Annotated in this window: 12 protein-coding genes; 6 read left to right on the forward strand and 6 right to left on the reverse strand. The window is 68.2% G+C overall.

Features of this window, described 5'->3' with window-relative positions:
* Positions 1-12 precede the first annotated feature (12 nt).
* A complete protein-coding gene (locus tag HNP98_RS14275) occupies positions 13-1,284 on the forward strand; it encodes a hypothetical protein (protein ID WP_173810757.1) in 1,272 nt (423 codons plus the stop codon).
* 74 nt (positions 1,285-1,358) lie between these two features.
* Here HNP98_RS14275 and HNP98_RS14280 read toward each other — a convergent pair whose 3' ends face one another.
* Positions 1,359-3,143 carry a glycoside hydrolase family 10 protein gene (locus HNP98_RS14280; protein ID WP_173810758.1) on the reverse strand — a complete coding sequence of 595 codons (1,785 nt, stop codon included), beginning with the start codon at positions 3,141-3,143 and terminating at the stop codon, positions 1,359-1,361.
* 51 nt (positions 3,144-3,194) lie between these two features.
* Positions 3,195-3,449 (reverse strand): hypothetical protein, encoded by a 255-nt coding sequence (locus HNP98_RS14285; protein WP_173810759.1) that lies wholly within the window; start codon positions 3,447-3,449, stop codon positions 3,195-3,197.
* Between the two features lie 254 nt (positions 3,450-3,703).
* Here HNP98_RS14285 and HNP98_RS14290 point away from each other — a divergent pair, with 254 nt between their 5' ends.
* Both HNP98_RS14290 and HNP98_RS14295 read left to right on the forward strand, forming a co-directional pair.
* A complete protein-coding gene (locus HNP98_RS14290) occupies positions 3,704-4,567 on the forward strand; it encodes a hypothetical protein (protein ID WP_173810760.1) in 864 nt (287 codons plus the stop codon).
* A 7-nt stretch (positions 4,568-4,574) separates the two neighbouring features.
* Complete coding sequence (locus HNP98_RS14295; protein WP_173810761.1) at positions 4,575-5,432, forward strand: rhomboid family intramembrane serine protease; 858 nt, start codon at positions 4,575-4,577, stop codon at positions 5,430-5,432.
* Between the two features lie 191 nt (positions 5,433-5,623).
* Here the strand turns inward: HNP98_RS14295 and HNP98_RS14300 are convergent, their stop codons facing one another.
* The 3 genes from HNP98_RS14300 to HNP98_RS21985 form a co-directional block, all read right to left on the reverse strand.
* Entirely contained in the window at positions 5,624-6,814 is a 1,191-nt protein-coding gene (locus HNP98_RS14300; protein WP_173810762.1) for a PA14 domain-containing protein, read from the reverse strand.
* Between the two features lie 809 nt (positions 6,815-7,623).
* On the reverse strand, positions 7,624-8,601 hold the full coding sequence (locus HNP98_RS14305) for a PorP/SprF family type IX secretion system membrane protein (RefSeq protein ID WP_173810763.1): 978 nt from the start codon (positions 8,599-8,601) through the stop codon (positions 7,624-7,626).
* A 72-nt stretch (positions 8,602-8,673) separates the two neighbouring features.
* Entirely contained in the window at positions 8,674-13,557 is a 4,884-nt protein-coding gene (locus tag HNP98_RS21985) for a T9SS type B sorting domain-containing protein (RefSeq protein WP_173810764.1), read from the reverse strand.
* A gap of 297 nt (positions 13,558-13,854) precedes the next feature.
* On the opposite strand from HNP98_RS21985, the gene HNP98_RS14315 reads away from it, so the two are divergent.
* The 3 genes from HNP98_RS14315 (at position 13,855) to HNP98_RS14325 (ending at position 16,141) form a co-directional block, all read left to right on the forward strand.
* Positions 13,855-14,562, forward strand: a complete 708-nt coding sequence (locus tag HNP98_RS14315; protein WP_173810765.1) for a VIT1/CCC1 transporter family protein — start codon at positions 13,855-13,857, stop codon at positions 14,560-14,562.
* A gap of 150 nt (positions 14,563-14,712) precedes the next feature.
* Positions 14,713-15,720: a zinc-binding dehydrogenase gene (locus HNP98_RS14320; RefSeq protein WP_173810766.1), complete on the forward strand. Its 1,008-nt coding sequence runs from the start codon at positions 14,713-14,715 to the stop codon at positions 15,718-15,720.
* A gap of 157 nt (positions 15,721-15,877) precedes the next feature.
* The gene (locus HNP98_RS14325; protein ID WP_173810768.1) at positions 15,878-16,141 is read left to right on the forward strand and encodes a hypothetical protein; all 264 of its coding nucleotides are present in this window, start codon (positions 15,878-15,880) and stop codon (positions 16,139-16,141) included.
* A 59-nt stretch (positions 16,142-16,200) separates the two neighbouring features.
* On the opposite strand, the gene HNP98_RS14330 is transcribed toward HNP98_RS14325, so the two are convergent.
* Entirely contained in the window at positions 16,201-17,583 is a 1,383-nt protein-coding gene (locus tag HNP98_RS14330) for an FAD/NAD(P)-binding protein (protein WP_173810770.1), read from the reverse strand.
* Positions 17,584-17,598: the final 15 nt, after the last annotated feature.

Consider the following 17,598-nt stretch of genomic DNA (forward strand, 5'->3'; position numbering starts at 1 on the left):
CTTTTTCTTCCCATGAAAACCACTTCCCTCCAGCTGTTGGGCGCGGCGCTGGCCCTGGCCGGCCTGGCCAGCGGCTGCAAAAAAGCACTCGATACCTACTACACCGAGGTGGGCGGGCAGCTGCCGACGGTGCGCAGCGTGACGGGTACGGCCACGTTTGGCTCCGGCACGGGCACCAGCGTCAAGCTGACCACCGGTGAAGTCATCCCGATTGAAATCCTGTTCGCCCAGCAAACCTCGCCCGTCAAGCAGCTTGTAATTCTGCAAAAAATTGAGCCCGGCCGCGACTCCACCGTCGTGCAGACTATCCCCTACGCGCCGGCCTTCTCGAAGCGCAAGAACGGCGATACGCTGGTGGTGAACTACACGGTGCCCGCCGGGGCCAACAAGGCCAACGTGCGCGTGGACGCTCGGGTGGACGCCCAAAACGGCCAAAGCAAGTACCTCAGCCTGACCTTCCGCCTGGCCGAAGCCACGCCCACCGTGGCTATCAACTCGGGCCCCACCAACGTGACGCTCGGCACCGCTTCCACCGGCACCGCCCCCGGCGACGTGGTGCGCTACAACCTCACGCTGAACGCGGGCGGCATCACCTCGGCCGCGCTGTTCACCGCCGCCGGCACCTTGTACAAGGACCTCGACAGCTTGAACGTGTACGCCAAGGTGGGCCCCGCCGCCGAGCGCCGCATCGACCGCCGCAAGCTCGCCGCCACCGGGGCCGCCACCACCCTGAACGTGGACGAGCCCCTGCCCGCCGGCAGCGCCGGGCAGTCGGTGACGTTCCGTTTCGAGGCCACGGTGCGGGCCCCGGCGCGGCGCACCTCGGCCACGGCCGCCACCGGCGTGGCGGTAGGGGCCCCCACCGCCTTTAGCGCCACGGTACGCACCGGGGCCCTGGCCTACGCCGGCACCACCGGCGGCGACCTGGCCGCCTACGACCTGACGACCTTCGCGGCCGTGGCCGCCGCCGGAGCCGCCACGGCCAAGGACCTCACCATCAGCAGCACGGCCGGCAACGCCGTGCAGTTCAAGGCCCTGAACGCGACCCGCTACGTGCGCTCGACCGCGGCCGTGTACGCCGCGGCCACCCTCACCAGCGTGCGCCAGGCTTATACCGCCGCGGCCGCTACGGCCCAGGTTGCCAGCCTCGACAACATCGTGGTAGGCGACGTCATCTTGGTGAAGCTGCGCGGCCTCGACCAGTACGAGGCCCTGCAAGTGACGGCCATCAACCGCACCTCCACCACGGACGTGACAGTGAATTTCAGCGTTAAGGCGCTGTAAACTTCGTGTCGTATTCACAGAAAAAGACCCTTCTTTTAACGGAGAAGGGCCTTTTTTTGTGAATACGGTGCGCATTATCCGCCGCCAAACAGCCGGGCAAAGAAGCCCCGCCGCTGGGGTTTCGCCGGGGCCCGGAGCTTGTTGCTGGCCGCCTCCGCGTCTGTGCCTAGCGGGCGCAGCGCGGGGAACTTCAGGTTCGGGGCTTCCGGGGGGCGGGCGGGGGCGGGCGGGGGCAGGGCGGCCACGCCGGGCATCGAGGCCATTACGATTTCGGTGGGCAGCTGGCCGTTGGTGCGCAGGCTCACGGGGCGGCTCTCGTTGTGGAGGCGGTCCACGGCGGTGAGGTAGTAAGCGTAGGACTGGCCGGGCGCGGCCGTGGTGTCGATAAACGTGGTGCCGTGGCCGGGGGTGGCGCGGGGCAGGGCCAGGATGTGGCGCGGGTCGTCGGGCGAGGGGTATTCGCCGGGCCCGAAGCGGTAAAGCACGTAGTAGGCGGCCACGTCGCCGTCGGCGGCGGCCGGGCCGGGCTGCCAGCTGAGGGTGGCCACGCGGCCGGCGCGGGTGAGGGCAAAGCCCGCCACGGGGCGCGGCGGCACGGCGTCGAGCCACGGCATGGCGGGCACCAGCGCCGGGTAGCGGAACAGGTTCAGGCGCAGCGAGTCGGTGGTGTGCAGCGGGTTGTCGCGCAGCGACTTGGCCGAGAAAAACACGCTGCCGCTGGCCGCGCCGCCGTAGCTGCGGTTGAGGCGCACCTGCCGGGGCAGCTCGCGGGGGTTGCGCCAGGTAGTGTCGGAGCGGGTGCTTTCGAGCATCCGATAGGTGCCCTGGCCGATGTAGAGGTGCCGCCCGTAGCGGTTGCGCGTCCACCAATCCAGCATGGTGGCGTAGGGCACCAGCCGGAAGCCGGTGCTCCAGTACAGCTGCGGCACCACGTAGTCGATCCAGCCTTTTTGCAGCCACAGGCGCGTGTCGGCGTACAGGGCCGCGTAGCTGGGCTGCCCGGCGCGGGTGTCGGAGCCGTTGGGGTCGGCCGATTTGTTCATCCACACGCCAAAGGGCGAGATGCCGAACTTCACCCACCGCTTGGCCGTGCGGATGCTGTCGTGCAAATCCCGGATGAGCACGTTCACGTTGTTGCGCCGCCAGTCGCCGAGCTGGTCGAATGCCTGCTCTTCGGCCGGCCGCTGGGCGAAGGTCTGCTCGTCGTGAAACGTAAGCCCCGGCTCCTGGTAGGGGTAGAAGTAGTCGTCGAAGTGCACCGCGTCGATGTCGTAGCGCCGCACCACGTCCATAATCACGCGGGTGATGTGGGCCCGCACCGCGGGCAGGCCGGGGTTGTAGAGGTACGAGCTGCCGTAGCGGACGAACCACTCGGGGTGGGTGCGGTAGGGGTGCAGGGCCCCGAAGCGGCGCGTCACGGTGTCGAGGCTGGCCCGGTACGGGTTGAACCAGGCGTGAAATTCCATGCCGCGCCGGTGCGCCTCGCTGATGAGGTAGGGCAGGGGGTCGGCGTCGCCGTCGGGGGCCCGGCCCTGCTGGCCGGTGAGCCACTTGCTCCAGGGCTCCAGGCTGGATTTGTAGAGGGCGTCCGAGGCGGGCCGGATTTGCACGAACACGGCGTTTAGGCCCGCCCGTTGGCCGGCGTCGAGCAGGCGGCGGTACTCGGCGCGGTACTGCACGGGGGCCTCGCCCCGCTGGTTGGGCCAGTCGATGTTCTCGACGCTGGCAATCCAGAAGCCGCGCAGCTCGCGCTTGGGCGGCGGGGCGGCCACCGAGTCGGCCTGGGCCCGGGCCCGCTGGCCGAATAGGCCCGCCAGCAGCAAAAGAAGAAAAAAGGGGCGTCGCAGCACTACAGCCATTCAAGCAAGGAAATAGAACGACGGCAAATTACGACGCCCCGGGGCCCTTTCTCACGAGCCGGTCAGCTCGGTGTCGGTCTGGGGCTGGTCGGGGCCCCCTTCGAGGCCGTTGGTTTGCTCGGCGTCGCCGTAGTCGCCGCGGATGCCCGCGCCGTCGCCCATGTGTTCCTGGGTGCTGGTGGCAAGGTTGCCGGCTTCGGGGTTGCCGCTGGCGTTCTGGTCGCGGTCAACGCCGGAGTTTTGGGTGGCCGCGGTGCTGGCGTCGTCGGGGCGGGGGTCGGTGGGGTTTTGTTCGGGAGCGGGCATGGGTGGGCTGGTGGTTAAGGGGTTGATGAAGAAACGGCGGCCGGTTGGCAAGAGTAGTGGCAGTTGCTGATTAGCCATTCCCCGCTGGCTGTTCACCGTTCTTCCTGCCGGCTTACGGCGCGGCGGCGCGGCGGTTGGGTTGGACGCTGCGCGGGGCTTTGCGCGCGGCACCCGAACTTGGGGCGGCATTCCCGCACCGGCCGCCGGCGCGGGCCCGTTATTTTATCTTCCTTCCACCCTTCACGCTACCTTCCGTGGCCGCTGCCTCCGATTTTTACCGGCAAAAAACCGACGACGAGCTGTTGTTTTTCGTCCAGAACCCCGCCCAATACGCTCCCGAGCTGGTGGCCGGGGCCCAGCAGGAACTGCGCCACCGGGGCACGCTGCCAGCGCCGCCGCCCCTCGCGCCCGAGCTGCCAACCAACCCTGCCGCCGACGCCGCCGACGCCGTCGCGCCGCGTGCCTGGCTGAAACCCGCGGCCCTGGGCCTGGGCCTGCTGGTGCTGGGCGGCGGCACGTACTACCTGAAGCAGAGCAGCGACGCTGCTGCTGCCGCGGCCCAGGCCCGCCTGGAGGCCAAGCGCCGCATGCCCCCGCCCAAGCTCGTGGAGGAAGCCACCCACGCCATGCCCAACTACGACGCGGCCGTGGCCCGCGCCGTCGAGCAGCAGCTGCGCCAGGTGCCCGCCGCCGAGCAGGCCAACGCCCAACACCTGCGCCAGTACCGCGAGCTGGCCAAGCGCTTCTGGACCGCCGAAGCCCAAACCGAGTACCTCACCGGCCGGGCCGATGCGGGTCAGGCCGGCCCCAACTTTGCCGACCAGGCCCGGCTGGTGCGTGAAACCTGGCAGGCGTGGAACCGCGCCAATATGTACGGGTTCAGCTTCGGGCCCACCATGCAAGGCCAGCTCCAGCGCATGAAGGACGCGTCCGGCAACCAGCAGCACATCCTGGACAACCTGCCCGCCCTGCTGCCTGAGGACCGCTTCCGCACTGATGAAGAAATGAACAAGCGCACCGCCGAAGCGGAGGATTTAGTCGGTGGCCTGCTGCCGGTGTCGCCCGTATCGGGCCGGCCCTACAAGCGCATCGTGCTGGAAGGCAACACTTCGCGGTAGCCTGCGCATGGAAGAGCCCGCCCCGCTGCCCCCGCCCGACGACGGCACCGCCCGCGCCACGGCCCACTTCGCCGAGCGGCCCGACGCCGAGCTGTTTTACCTGGCCCAGCACGCGGCCCGCTACCCGCCCGCCGTGGGGGCCGCCGCCGTGGCCGAGCTGCAGCGCCGCGCCCTGGTGCCGGTGCCCGCCGCGCCCGGCCCCCCGCCGGCCCCGGCCCCGCCCGCGCCGGCTGCCGGCTGGGGCCCGGCCCTGCGGGCGCTGCTGCCCTCGCGCCGCTTCTGGGCCACGCCGCTGCTGCTGGGGCTCAACGCGGCGGTGTGGGCGGCCATGACGGCCAGCGGCGTGTCGGCCACCGACCCCACCGGCCACGAGTTGGCCCGCTGGGGCTCCAACGTGAGCAGCCTCACGCTGCCCGGCCAGCCCTGGCGGCTGCTCACGAGCGTGTTTGTGCACGCCGGCGCCACGCACTTGCTGCTCAACGGGTTCAGCCTGTGGCTGCTGGGGGTGCTGCTGGAAGCCCGGGTGGGCGCGGCCCGCCTGCTGGCCGTGTACCTGGCCAGCGGCGCGGCCGGCAGCCTGGCCACGCTGTGGTACCACCGGGGCGGCATCAACTCGGTGGGGGCCAGCGGGGCCATTTTCGGGCTCTACGGGCTGCTGCTGACGCTGCTGCTCAGCAAGCAGCTGGTGCTGGATAAATTCGACCGCCGCGCCATGCTGGGCCTGGTTTTGTACTTGGTGCTTAGTAACTTAATTTCCGGCCTGTCGGGCAATGTTGACAACGCCGCCCACCTGGGGGGCCTGCTGATGGGCGGGCTGGTAGCGGCCCCCCTGGCTCTCGTTGGCTTGAAACCGGTAACTGAATGACCGTATTAGCCGTGAAGCAGCGGTTTTTCAACCTCAAGCCAGTGTAGTGCCCTGTTGCGCCGTTGGCTCGTTGGCCGCCGCGCGAAAACGGCGGCCAACGAGCCTTTTGAGTACTTTCCGAACGAAAATGGATTGTCAGTGGCGAGCCATCGGGTAGCCACTGACCACTGGTCAACTGCCAACTAGTGCAATCAGCCGCCCAAGGGCATTTTCTGCACCAGGGTGCCAGCGCTGGTGGTGAGGCGCAAAATGTACATGCCGATGGCCAGGTTGGGGTTTATCAACTGCGGTGCGCTGCCTTGGAGCGGTACCTGTTGCCGGTACACGTGGCGGCCAATCATGTCGACTATTTCCAGGAGGGCTGGGCCAGCACTGGCTGGTTGGACGCGCACGAAAAACGTACCGTTGTTGGGCACCGGGTAGATGCTGACTGCAAACGGCATGGGAACAATTTCGACCACCTTGACCGGGGAGTACACCGGCGGCCGGTCGCTACGAATCTGCTCGATGCGGTAGAAGTTCCTGCCATTGGCGGGCTGCTGGTCGGTGGCCGCATAGCTGGTCGTAGCCGAAGTGGTGCCCGCGCCGGGCTGGCGCAGCAAGTCGCTGAAGGTCACGCCGTCCGTCGATTTCTGCACCACGAAAGCCGTGCTGTTGGCTTCGGCCGCCGTGGCCCAGTCCAACTGCACTTGCTGGTCGTTGGCCACCGCCTCGAAGCGCATGAGCACCGGCTGAATGGCCTCGCCTTGACTGTACAGCACCCCATTGGGGACCAACTGCTTCGGCATACCGGGCCCTGCGTACTGGAGCACCAGGCCTTGGCTGCCGCCGTGCTCGCCGTAGTCAACCCGTACGGTGTGCAGGCCGGCCGCCAGGGCAAGCACGCCAGTGGCCTCTCGGAAAGAAAAAGCATCGCTGCTGTTAAGCGCAATCGGTTGCGCATTGTTATCAACCCACAGGTAAGCCGCGTCGTCCGAGCCCAAGTAAAACGTGTACGTGCCGGCCGTGGTGGCATACAACTGCCCTTGAAAGCGCCCGCTGAACTCGTCGGGGTTGCCGGGCGCGTAGTACGTAGCCACGTTGCCCACGGCGAAGTTGTCGGTTTCGGCCTCCACGAAGTTTAGCTGTTCCACCGGGCGGTTGTGAATCGCGGGGACGGTGCTCGTGAAAAACGCTGGTTTTCCGTAGAAATAGCCGCGGTAATAATCCACCGTTAGGCCCGGGGTGCCCACCGGAGGAGCTGTCGACTGGGCCTGCGCCACGAATGCGGGCAGCAGCAGGCAGGCCCCGTAGCCCCGGCCCAACCGCCCAAGGGCCGCGGTGGCTTGCCGCCGGCCCCGCTGGGCTACCGCAAACAATGCTTCTAATATAAAGGAGGACATCTGATACAACTAGTAGAAACTGATTAGGATAAATCGCATCCCATTAGACGAGTAATGGAAGCTTTCGGCTTAGGATTATTAATATTTCTAAAAATATTTTTCCTATATCATAACGTATGTAGCAACATTGTTTAAAGCCAAATTGCCAATCGCTGCTTTTATAGCGGGTACTATCCGAAAAGTATCCCGCGGTTTAAAAGACAACTACTCAAAGTTCATGCTACTTTAATGAAAAAGCTACAAAAAATACAAAAAATATTTAAAAAACTAGATTTCCCAAAATCGTTTTTTGCAAAGATTTAGTTATATTATTTTAATAATATATATTTAATGTAAAATGTTGTGATTCGGTGAGGATGCGGTTTTCACTGCTCTGTAACGTATCTGGTCTTGATGCACTCCAAAACCATTGGCTCTCAATTATCAAGCCGTTGTGGAGCAGGGGTGGTTTTTGCGCACTGGAAAGGCGTTCCGGCAACCGTCTGTTGCGTCCTTCTTCACCGAAGGCTACTCCGATTGTACCCACCCTAGGGCCCGACAACATGCGATAAATAGGTCCCGCGGTATTGCTGTGCCCGCCCCAACCGGACTCACCCACGGCGCAGCGCCAACCGGGCAGCAGAGCGCTGCGCCGCCCCCCAAGCCTTCGCTGAGTCCACGGAACCGCCTGCGCGGGCAGGCCCGCAGCAAAACCCTCAAAAAATTTACTGCCAGTTACTTGGCTGAGCGGGTAAGCCGCCAGAAGCGGTTTCGCCGCGGGCCAGCAAGGGAAGCCTTTGCTCCGTCCGGGCCCGCCAAACTACTCCTTGCTACCAGAACTTGTTGGTGCACACCACCTGGGCTTTTTTCTTCAGCCGCAGCCCCAGCAGTATTTCGTGGCTGCCGGCGTGGTAGCCGGACAGCCCGGAGAGGCCGGCGTCGTAGGAGTAGCCCAGCGTGAGCTGCTCGTAGCTGAGGCCCACCATGGCCACGGCCGAGTCGAAGGCCCGCCAGGACACGCCCACCCACAGCAGGTCCTGGTACTTGAGCTTGGCGTTGAGGTCCACCGAGAGCGGGGCCGGGTCCACGGCCTTCACCAGCACCGACGGCACCAGCGACCAGTCGTCGTCGAGCTTCACCCGCACCCCGGCCGTGGCGAAGTAGTGCCGCCGCAGGGAGTTGCCGGGCGCGCCCGCGTCCACCTGGTTGGGCCCGTAGGAAAAGTTGAGCCGGTTGGCCAGCAGCTGCGCGCTCGACACCCCGAAGTAGAAATCGGGGCTGTACACCCACACGCCCACCGAGCCGTCGAGCACCCGCGAAGCGGCGCTGGCCGCCACGGTCGTGGGGTCGAAGAAGTGCAGCTGCTCCCCGTCGACGGCAAACTGCTGCATGCCCGCCGACACGCCCAGGGCCATGCGGATTTTATTCGTCAGCACCAGGTTGACGGCATAGGAGCCGTATACCCCGGTTCGGCTCGTGGGCCCGGTCACGTCGTTGTACACGAGGGCCCCCAGCGCGTGAAACGGCCGGTGCCGGTCGCGGATGGTGCGCTTGCTGGTGCTGCGCCACTTGCCCAGCGAGGAGCTGATGCTGGCGTAGTACGTCTTGGGGGCCCCTTCCAGCCCCACCCACTGGGTGCGGTAGCTGAGCTTGACGTCGATGTAGTCCTCCACGCCGGTGGCCCCCGGGTTCAGGAGGGAATTGTTGTTCATGTACTGGCTGTACTGCGCCTGCTGCTGGGCCCGGGCCGGCGCGGCGGCCAGCAGCAGCAGCAGCGAAAGCAGCAGCAGAGGTAGGGTTCTTTTCATAACAATAATTGCCTGAGGGTCTGGCCAGGAAGAAAGGAAATCTGCTTCGACAAGCGCAAGAGGACGTTTTATTTAGTATAGAATCGTGATTGGCCCGCTGTAGGACCGGCCCAGCGGGCCCCGCGTGACGACCACGTAGTAGTAGGTGCCCACCGGCGCGGGCTGGCCGTTGATGTCGCCGCGCCACTCGTTGGCCCGGCTGTAGTGGTCGGCCGAGAAAATCTTGTTGCCCCAGCGGTTGAACACGCTCACGGTGTTGTCGGGGAACTGCTCGATGAACTCAATCTGCCAGGTGTCGTCGCGGCCGTCGCCGTTGGGCGTGAAGGCGTTGGGAATGCGGATGGGCGGCAGCACGGTCACCGTCACCTGGTCGGAGCTGGCGCAGCCCCCGGTCCCGGCCGTAAGGGTGTAGGTCGTGGTCACCGTGGGCGAGGCCGCGGGCAGCAGCTGGTCGTTGGTCGGGAACGTCAGCCCCGTGGCCGGCGTCCACACCACGGGCGTGCCGTTGGAGCTGCCTTCCAACAGCACGGAGCTGCCGAGGAGAATCTGCTTGTCGGGGCCCGCGCTCACCAGCACCGGCGGGAGAATCTGCGCGGCCACGCCGTTGGAAACGGCCGTGACGGGCTGCCCGCACGCATCGGTCGTGCGCAGGCGCAGCGTCACCACCTGGCCGTCGCGCAGCGTCGTGCTGGTGAAGACCGGGTTGGTGGCCCCGGCCACGTTGTTGCCGTTTACCAGCCACTGGTAGGCGGGCGCGGGCCCGGCCCCGCTGATGCTCGCAACGCTGAAGGTGAGCGGCTCGCCCGGGCACACGGGCCCGGCCGGCTGCACGGCAATGGCGAGCGTGGGCGGCGGCGTGGGCGTGCGCGTCACCGCGACGGTGGCCGCCACCGGCCCGGTGCTGCACAGCCCCGCCGTGGGCGTCACCTCCACCCGCACCTGGTCGCCGGTAACCAGGGTGCTGCTGGTGAACGTGGGCCCGCTGGCCACGGCCACGTTATTGACAAACCACTGGAAAGTGGGCGCAGGGCCCGCGTTCGCGACTACGGCCGTGAAGGTGAGGGCCGTGCCAGGGCACTGCGTGGGCGGGGTATCCAGGCTCACGGTGGGCGTGGTGACGGGCTGCACCCGCACCGCCACGACGTTGGAAACCGCCGTGGAGCAGGTGCCGGTGCCCGAAGTTGCCCGCCGGCGGAAGTAAGTAGTGGCCCCCAGCGGCCCGGGCGCGAAAGTCGGGCCGGTGGCCCCGGCTACGGCGGTCCAGTTGGCATTGTCCGCCGACGCTTCCCATTGGTAGGCATACGTGCCCGTGCCGCCGCCCGCCTCGGTGGTGCTGGAGAGCGAAGCCGGCGTGCTGCCGGCGCAAATGTCCTGGTCGGCCGAAATGCTGCCCGCGCTCAGCGCCGGCAACACCGTCAGGGCCACGGAGGACGAGTACTCCAGGCCACAAGTCCCCGAGGCCACGCGGCGGCGGAAGTAAGTGGTGGCTGTCAGGGGCCCGGGCGCGTAGTCGGCCCCGTTAGCGCCCGGGATGGCCGTCCAGGTGCTATTATTCGGCGAGGATTCCCACTGGTAATTGTAGCTGCCCGTGCCGCCGCTGGCCGCCGCCGTGCTGGTGAGCGGGGCCGGGGTAGCGCCCAGGCACAGCCCCTGGTCGGCGGCGATGGTACCGGCCGCCAGGGCCGGGGGCACGGTGATGGTGACGACGTTGGACACGACCGGGGCGCAGGCGCTGCCCGAGCTGGCCCGCCGCCGGAAGTAGGTGGTGGCGTTCAGCGGGCCCGGCGCGTAGCCCGCGCCGGTGGCCCCGGCTATGGGGGCAAAGGTGGTGTTATCCGCCGAGGCTTCCCACTGGTAGTCGATGGGGCCCGCGCCGCCCGTGGCCGGGGCGCTGCCGGTGAGCGGGGCCGGGGTGCTGCCGGCGCAGAGGGCTTGGTCGGCGGCGATGGTGCCGGCCGCCAGGGCCGGCACCACGTTCAGGGTCACGACGTTCGACGGCGCGGTGGTGCAGGCCCCGGAGCTTACCTGGCGGCGGAAGTAGGTAGTGGCTGCGAGCGGGCCGGGCGCGTAGTCGGCGCCGTTAGCGCCGCCAATGGCCGTCCAGGCAACGTTGTCGGCCGAGGCCTCCCACTGGTAGCCGTAGCTGCCCGTGCCGCCGCTGGCCCCCGCTGTGCTGGTGAGCGGGGCGGGGGTATTACCGGCGCACACGGTCTGGTCGGCGGCGATGCTGCCGGCCACCAAGGCCGGCAGCACCGTCAGGGTCACGGACGGCGAATACGCGGGTCCGCAGACCCCCGAACTCACCCGCCGCCGGAAGTAGGTGGTGGCCGTCAGCGGGCCGGGCGCGTAGTCGGGGCCGGTAGCGCCGGCTACGGCGGTCCAGTTAGTGTTATCCGCCGATGACTCCCACTGGTAGGCAACCGCGCCCGGGCCGCCCGCCGCTGCCGTCGTGCTGGTGAGCGGCGCGGGCGTGGCCCCGTTGCACAGCGTCTGGTCGGCGGCGATGGTGCCGGCCGTCAGGGCCGGGGCCACGGTGATGGCGACGACGTTGGACACGGCCGGGGCGCAGGTCCCGCTGGCACTCGCCCGCCGCCGGAAGTAGGTGGTGGCCGTGAGCGGGCCCGGCGCGTAGTCCGCGCCGGTGGCCCCGGCAACGGGGGCGAAAGCGGTATTGTCCGCCGAGGCCTCCCACTGGTAGGCGACGGGGCCCGTGCCGCCCGTGGCCGGGGCGCTGCCGGTGAGCGGGGCCGGGGTGCCGCCGGCACAGAGGGCTTGGTCGGCGGCGATGGTGCCGGCCGTCAGAGCAGGTAGTACGGTCAGCGCCACTGCGTTGGACGGCGCGTTGCAGGGCCCGGAGAGGGCCTGGCGGCGGAAGTACGTGGTGGCCGTGAGGGGGCCGGGCGCGAAGGTTTCGGCCGTGGCCCCGGCAACGGACGTCCAGGTGATGTTGTCCGGCGAGGCTTCCCACTGGTAGGTAAACGTGCCGCTGCCGCCCGAGGCCGGGGCGGCGCTCGTCAGCGGCGCGGGGGTAGCGCCGGCGCACACGGCCTGGTCGGCCGCGATGCTGCCGGCCACCACGGCCGGCAGCACGGTGATGGCTACCGAGGCTGTGGAAGTGGGGGTACAGTAGGGCCCCGAGCCGCTGGGCAGCAGCAGCTGCGCCCGCCGCCGGAAATAGGTGGTGCCGGGCGGCAGGTTTGCGGGCTGGTAGCCTGCACCGGTAGCCCCCGCAATAGCGCTGAAAGTAGTATTATCCGTCGAAGATTCCCACTGGTAAACGAGCGGGAGGCCGCCATCGCCCGACGCAGCCGTAGTGCTGGTAAGGGCCGCCGGCGCGGTTCCGGCGCACAGCACCTGAGGGGCGGCAATGCCACCCGGCTTGGGCAGGTCGGGCACCAAGATGGAGCCCGAACTTTCGCGGCAGAAGCACGCGGTCGTGATGCGCAGCGTCACCGTGTAGGTGCCGGGCGTAGCGTAAACGTGCACGGGATTTTCCTCGCTGGAGGTAGCCCCGTCGCCAAATTTCCAGGCGTAGGTTTTCCCGTCAAAGTCGATGGGCGGGGCCTTAAAAGAAATTTGCTTACAACCCGTTATCTCAAAACTCGGGCCCACGCGCAGCAGCGAGCTTTGGTTGAAGTTGACCAGGCCCAGGCCGCTCAGGCGGCCGCCCAGCTGCAGGCTGTCATCGGCGTAACGGGCTTTCGCCCCCAGCGAGTCGGGGTAGGCAATGAAGCCCAGCGCGGGCTGGTTGTTGCGGGCCACGTAAATCTTGCCGTCGGGCGCGGCCTGCAAGGAGCCCAGGTCAGCCGGCATTTTTTGCTTGAGCGGAATAACCTGCTTGGTAACCGGCCCGTTGCCGCTGATGTCGAATTGCAGCAGCTGGGGCGGGTTCATCACCGTGGCGTAGAGGTAGCTACCGGGCGAAAACCCCACCCCGTAGTATTTCCCCGCCCCCTTGTCAACAATGTAAGGCACCTGGGGATTGGCGCTCACCAGGCCCGTGCTGGTGTCAAACCCAAACAGCTCCACGGTGCTGCTGCTGTCGCCCAGCACCTCGCTGTAGCGGGCCAGGGCCAGCCGCTGGCCGTCGGGCGTCACCTTCATCTGGCCTTTGTAGCCCACGGGCGACGCACTCGGCGCGTGCAGGCTGCCGATGGCCGAAATAATGGGGGTAGCATCCACGCCGGTCATCAGGCGCACGCGGTAGGCCAGAAAGGCGTCGCCGCGGTTGTCGTTGCCGGTTTTGGCAGTGCCCCAGCCGTGCGCGATAACCCAGATGTCGCAGCCGTTTTTGTGAAATACGCCCGTTAGCTTCTCCGCCGTGCCGCGGGCCAGGGGCGTGTTTTTGGTGGCGGCGATGACGGTGCCCGGCCCGCCACCCGCGGGAATGTCAATTTGCGAATAATTCAGGCCCGCGGTACTGTCCAGGGTAAAGAGCAGGTAGCGCGTCGGCTGCCCCGGCATGACGGTGCCCGGCATCCTGATGGGCAGGGGGCCGTCGGTGGAAAAGCGGTTGCCCGCCAGCCCCGTACCATTGGTCATCACGGTGCCGTCGCCGTTCCAAACGGTTTCCCCGTTGCTGTAGAACAGGATTTTGCCGTTGGCATCCGACATTATCCCCGAGCCGGCGGGGGCATCCATCGCCCCATCGGTCAGCACCTTGGGCGGAATGGAATCGGTGGCCGCGTTGAAGTCGAGCCCCGCCTTGAAGCCGAAGTACCAGGTGTTGGCGAACTTCTCGTCCGCCGCGCACTCCGGCGGCGGCGTGGCCTGCTGGGCCCGGGCCGTGGTGGCCGCGCCGCTCAGCAGCAGCAGCAGCGCGAGCAGCCAGCCGGCCGCCGGCCGCCGCTTAGCCGGGCCCCGGTGGCCGGTGCGGGCCGCCGGGCCCGGCGTAGTAATTGGCAGGAAAGAAATAAGCGTAGCGGATAGGGTAGGACGCGGTAGCGCTGCGGGCATAATGGGGCGGGATAGTAGGCAGACTAGCCAGCGGATGCTTAAAAAAAACGCTATCCGCCGCCTTTAGAGAACGGTGCCCAATGACCATTTATTGCTAAAAAGCGCGGTCAGCGGGCTTCAGTAAAGCTACGCACCGCCGGCCGGTTTATACAAGGCAATGCCCGAATAGTGATGGGGCCCGCGCCAACCGGCCGTTTCGGCCCGGCCCGGCCGAACCATGCGCTGGCTTGGGGAGTATGGTGAGGGCCCGGCCTTCACCGATGGTACCGGGCCGTCCTCATTCCGCCCCCTCATTTTATGCCGCCTTTCCTGCACCGCGAATACCACCTGTCCAGCTCGGCCGTGCTGCAAGACATTGTCATTGGCTTGTCCGACGGCCTCACGGTGCCCTTTGCCCTGGCCGCGGGGCTGAGCGGGGCCGTGCAGTCGTCGGGGCTGGTCATCACGGCGGGGCTGGCCGAAATCGTGGCCGGCTCCATCGCCATGGGCCTGGGCGGCTACCTGGCCGGCCGCACCGAGGTGGACCACTACGCCGCCGAGCTGGCCCGCGAGCACGCCGAGGTGCGCACCGTGCCCGACACCGAGCGCCGCGAGGTGCAGGAGCTGCTGGCCAACATGGGCCTGAGCCCCGCCACCGCCGCCCAGGCCACCCATGAGCTGACCCAGGACCCGGAACAGTGGGTGAAGTTCATGATGAAGTACGAGCTGGACCTGGAAGAGCCCGACCCCAAGCAGGCCCCCAAAAGCGCCGGCACCATCGCCGCGGCCTACGCCGTGGGCGGCCTGATCCCGCTCAGCGCTTACTTTTTTACGGCCACGCCCCAGCAGGGGCTGCTCTGGTCGGGGGCCATCACGCTGCTGTGCCTGCTGGTGTTCGGGTTTTTCAAGAGCCGCCTCACCGGCCAGCCCCCCGTGCCCGGGGCCCTGAAGATGGCCGCCACCGGGGCCGCCGCCGCCGGGGCCGCCTACTACGTGGCGCACTTGGTAAACGGCGTGAGGCTGTAGGCTGCCTTTCCCAGGCGAAGCGCAAAGGGTACGAGCCCGCGCAAGCGGTGCCCCTCCAAGGCCCGGGGTTGTCCGCAATGCCCCTTCCTGCCTTACTCTTGTAGCACCAACGCTGGCCCGCGTCCGGGCCGTCACTCTTCCCCATTCCTTATGCAAGCCATTCAGCTCGATGCCGTCCACCAGCCCGTGGTGCTGCGCGACGTGCCCGCGCCCGTGCCCGGCCCCGGCGAAATCCTCGTCCGGCTCCGCGCCGCCGCCCTCAACCACCGCGACGTCTGGATTCAGAAAGGCCAGTACGCGGGCATCGCGCTGCCCTGCACCCTCGGGGCCGACGGCGTGGGCGAAGTGGCCGCCTGGGGCCTCGGCGTGCCCGCCGACGCGCCCGCCGTGGGCAGTCGCGTAATTGTGAACCCCGGCCGCCGCTGGGGCACCAGCCAAACCGCCCAGGCCAAGGACTTTGTGGTGCTGGGCATGCCCGACCCCGGCACGTTTGCCGAGTACATCACGGCCGCCGCCCAGTACATCCGCCCCCTGCCCGCGCACCTCACCGACGCGCAGGGCGCGGCCCTGCCGCTGGCGGGCCTCACGGGCTACCGGGCGGCCTTTGCCCGGGCCCGGGCCCAACCCGGCGAGCGGGTGCTCGTCACGGGCATTGGCGGGGGCGTGGCCATCGTGGCGGCCCAGCTGTGCGTGGCCCACGGCTGCGAGGTGTGGGGCACCTCGGGCTCCGACGACAAGCTGGCCCGGCTGTCCGCCCTGGGCCTGCGCGGCGGCATCAACTACCAGACCGATGGCTGGGCCAGAACCCTGGTGAAGCAGGCCGGGGGCCCGTTCGACGTCATCATCGACAGCGCCGGTGGTCCGGCGTTCGGGGCCCTGCTCGACGCCGCCGCGCCGGGCGGGCGCATCGTGTTCTACGGCGGCACGCTGGGCAACATTCCCGACGTGCCCCCGGGCAAAGTGTTCTGGAAGCAGCTCAGCATCCTGGGCTCGTCGATGGGCTCGGAGCAGGACTTTGACGATTTATTGGCCTTTGTAACCGAACACAAGCTCGTGCCCGTGGTGGACGGAATCTTCCCGCTGGCCGAAGCCGAAGCTGCCCTGCGCCGCCTTGAAGCCGGCCAGCAGTTCGGCAAAATCGTGCTGCAAATAGCGTAGCGCTAAGGAGCAGATTTGTTAAGGCAAATTATATTTAAAATACTGATATACAGTAAGTATAATTTGCTGAAAATAACAGTTGCAGTGAATGAAAAACGGGTGTTTTTGGTTAATTAATCAGCTAAGAAACCCCCCGCAAATTATTCTCTCTTCCGCCATGAAAGCTCCCGCCGAATACCTCGCCCCGCACGTGTTTGAAGCCCGCCGCCCGCGCCGCGACTTGCAGCCAGTGGTGGCCTACGACGCCGCCCTCCGCGCCCTGGAGCAAGCCCTGGCCGACGCCGAGAAGTACAAGTACCTGCTCATGCGGGCCCTGCGCCGCCACGCCGACGACGTAGCGCCGCGCCCGGCCCCGGCCGCCCTGCCCGAAGCCACCGTGCGGCCCATGTACCCGGCGGCCGACGAGCGCCTGGCCGCGTAGCAACGCCCACATTTTTGCTCGAAAAGCCGCTGGCCCCGCGCCAGCGGCTTTTTTGCGGCCTACCCGGCCGCCACGCGGGCCGCCAGCTCGGCGGCCAGGGCCACGGCTTGGAGCCGCAGCTCCGGCACGGCCGTCGATTCGAAGGCCGCGGGCCGGCGGCTGGGGCCCAGCGTGAACAGGCCGGAGACCGGGGCCCCGTCGGCCGCCAGCAGGGCCCCGTGGGCATCGGTGCGGATGCCCAGGCCGAGCGGGTCGGGCAGCAGGTGGCCCGCCGCCCGCAGTTGCCGCACCAGCGGCGCGTCGATGCGGCCGTAGTCGAACAGCGGGCCGGTGCAGCACACCACGTGGCGGGCCAGGTGCGTGGCGGCGGTCCCGGCGCGTTCGCGCACCGTCGCCCGCAGGTTGGGGCCGGCCGGGGCCAAAGCCTCCACCCGGCCCGCCACCAGTCGCAGCTGGCCCGCCGCCGCCAGGGCCGCCACGGTGGCCGTGTTCTGGGGCGGGCTGCGGTGGCGGGCCACGCCCCACAGCGGGGCTAGGTGCCGCAGAAACCGCGCCTGCTCGGCCAGCGGCCACGCCGACCAGATGCGGCCCAGGTCGGGGCGCAGCGCGTCGAGCACCGGCCGCCAGCCCAGCCCCTGCGCCGCCGCCCGCCGCACGTGCCGCTTGAACACGGCCACCACGCCGTTCACCGTCGGCAGGCCCGCCAGCTCGTCGTAGTAGCTGGGGTACGCCACCCCGGCGGGCCCGTGCATGGCGGGCCAGCGGCCGTGGCGGGCCACGGCCACCACCGCGGCGCGGTGCCCCTGCCGGTGCAGGCCCACCAGCACGTCCATTGCGGTGAGGCCGGCCCCCACGAGCAGCACCGGCTCGTCGGGGCCGATGCTGGCCAGGGCCCCGGGGGCCCACGGGTCGGCGTGGTAGCCGGGGTGGGCGAGGTAGGCCAGGTCGGGCCCGGCGGGTGATGGGGGCGGGAAGTTGCCCAGCGCCAACACTACGTAGTCGCTTTCGATAACGGTGCCGTCGTCCAGCCGCACGGCGCGCCGGCCGCCGGGGCCCAATGGGGCGGCCACCGCGGCGGCCCGGTGCCAGCGCACGCCGCCCGAGTCCTGCGCGGCGGCCAGCGCCTGGACCAGGTAGCGCCCGTAGCAGGGGCGGGGGGCAAATTCCGGCACGCCGGCCGCCACTTCGGGCTGCCGGGCCAGCCAATCGGCGAAGTGTGTGGGCTCGTCGGGGTATAGGCTCAGGTTGCCCGGCCGCACGTTCAGTAGGCGCTCGGCCGGGCCGGGGGCGTACGCCAGGCCGGGCCCGGGCGCGGGGCCGGGCTCCACGAGGTGCACGGCGGCCCGCGCCAGCAGGCCCGGCTGCCGCGCCAGGTGCAGCGCCAGGGCCGTGCCCGCGAACCCGCCGCCCACGATAGTAATGACCGAACGCGAGGTAGTCAAAGCAGAAAGATTAGG

The sequence above is a fragment of the Hymenobacter caeli genome, assembly GCF_013294115.1.
Classification (GTDB): domain Bacteria; phylum Bacteroidota; class Bacteroidia; order Cytophagales; family Hymenobacteraceae; genus Hymenobacter; species Hymenobacter caeli.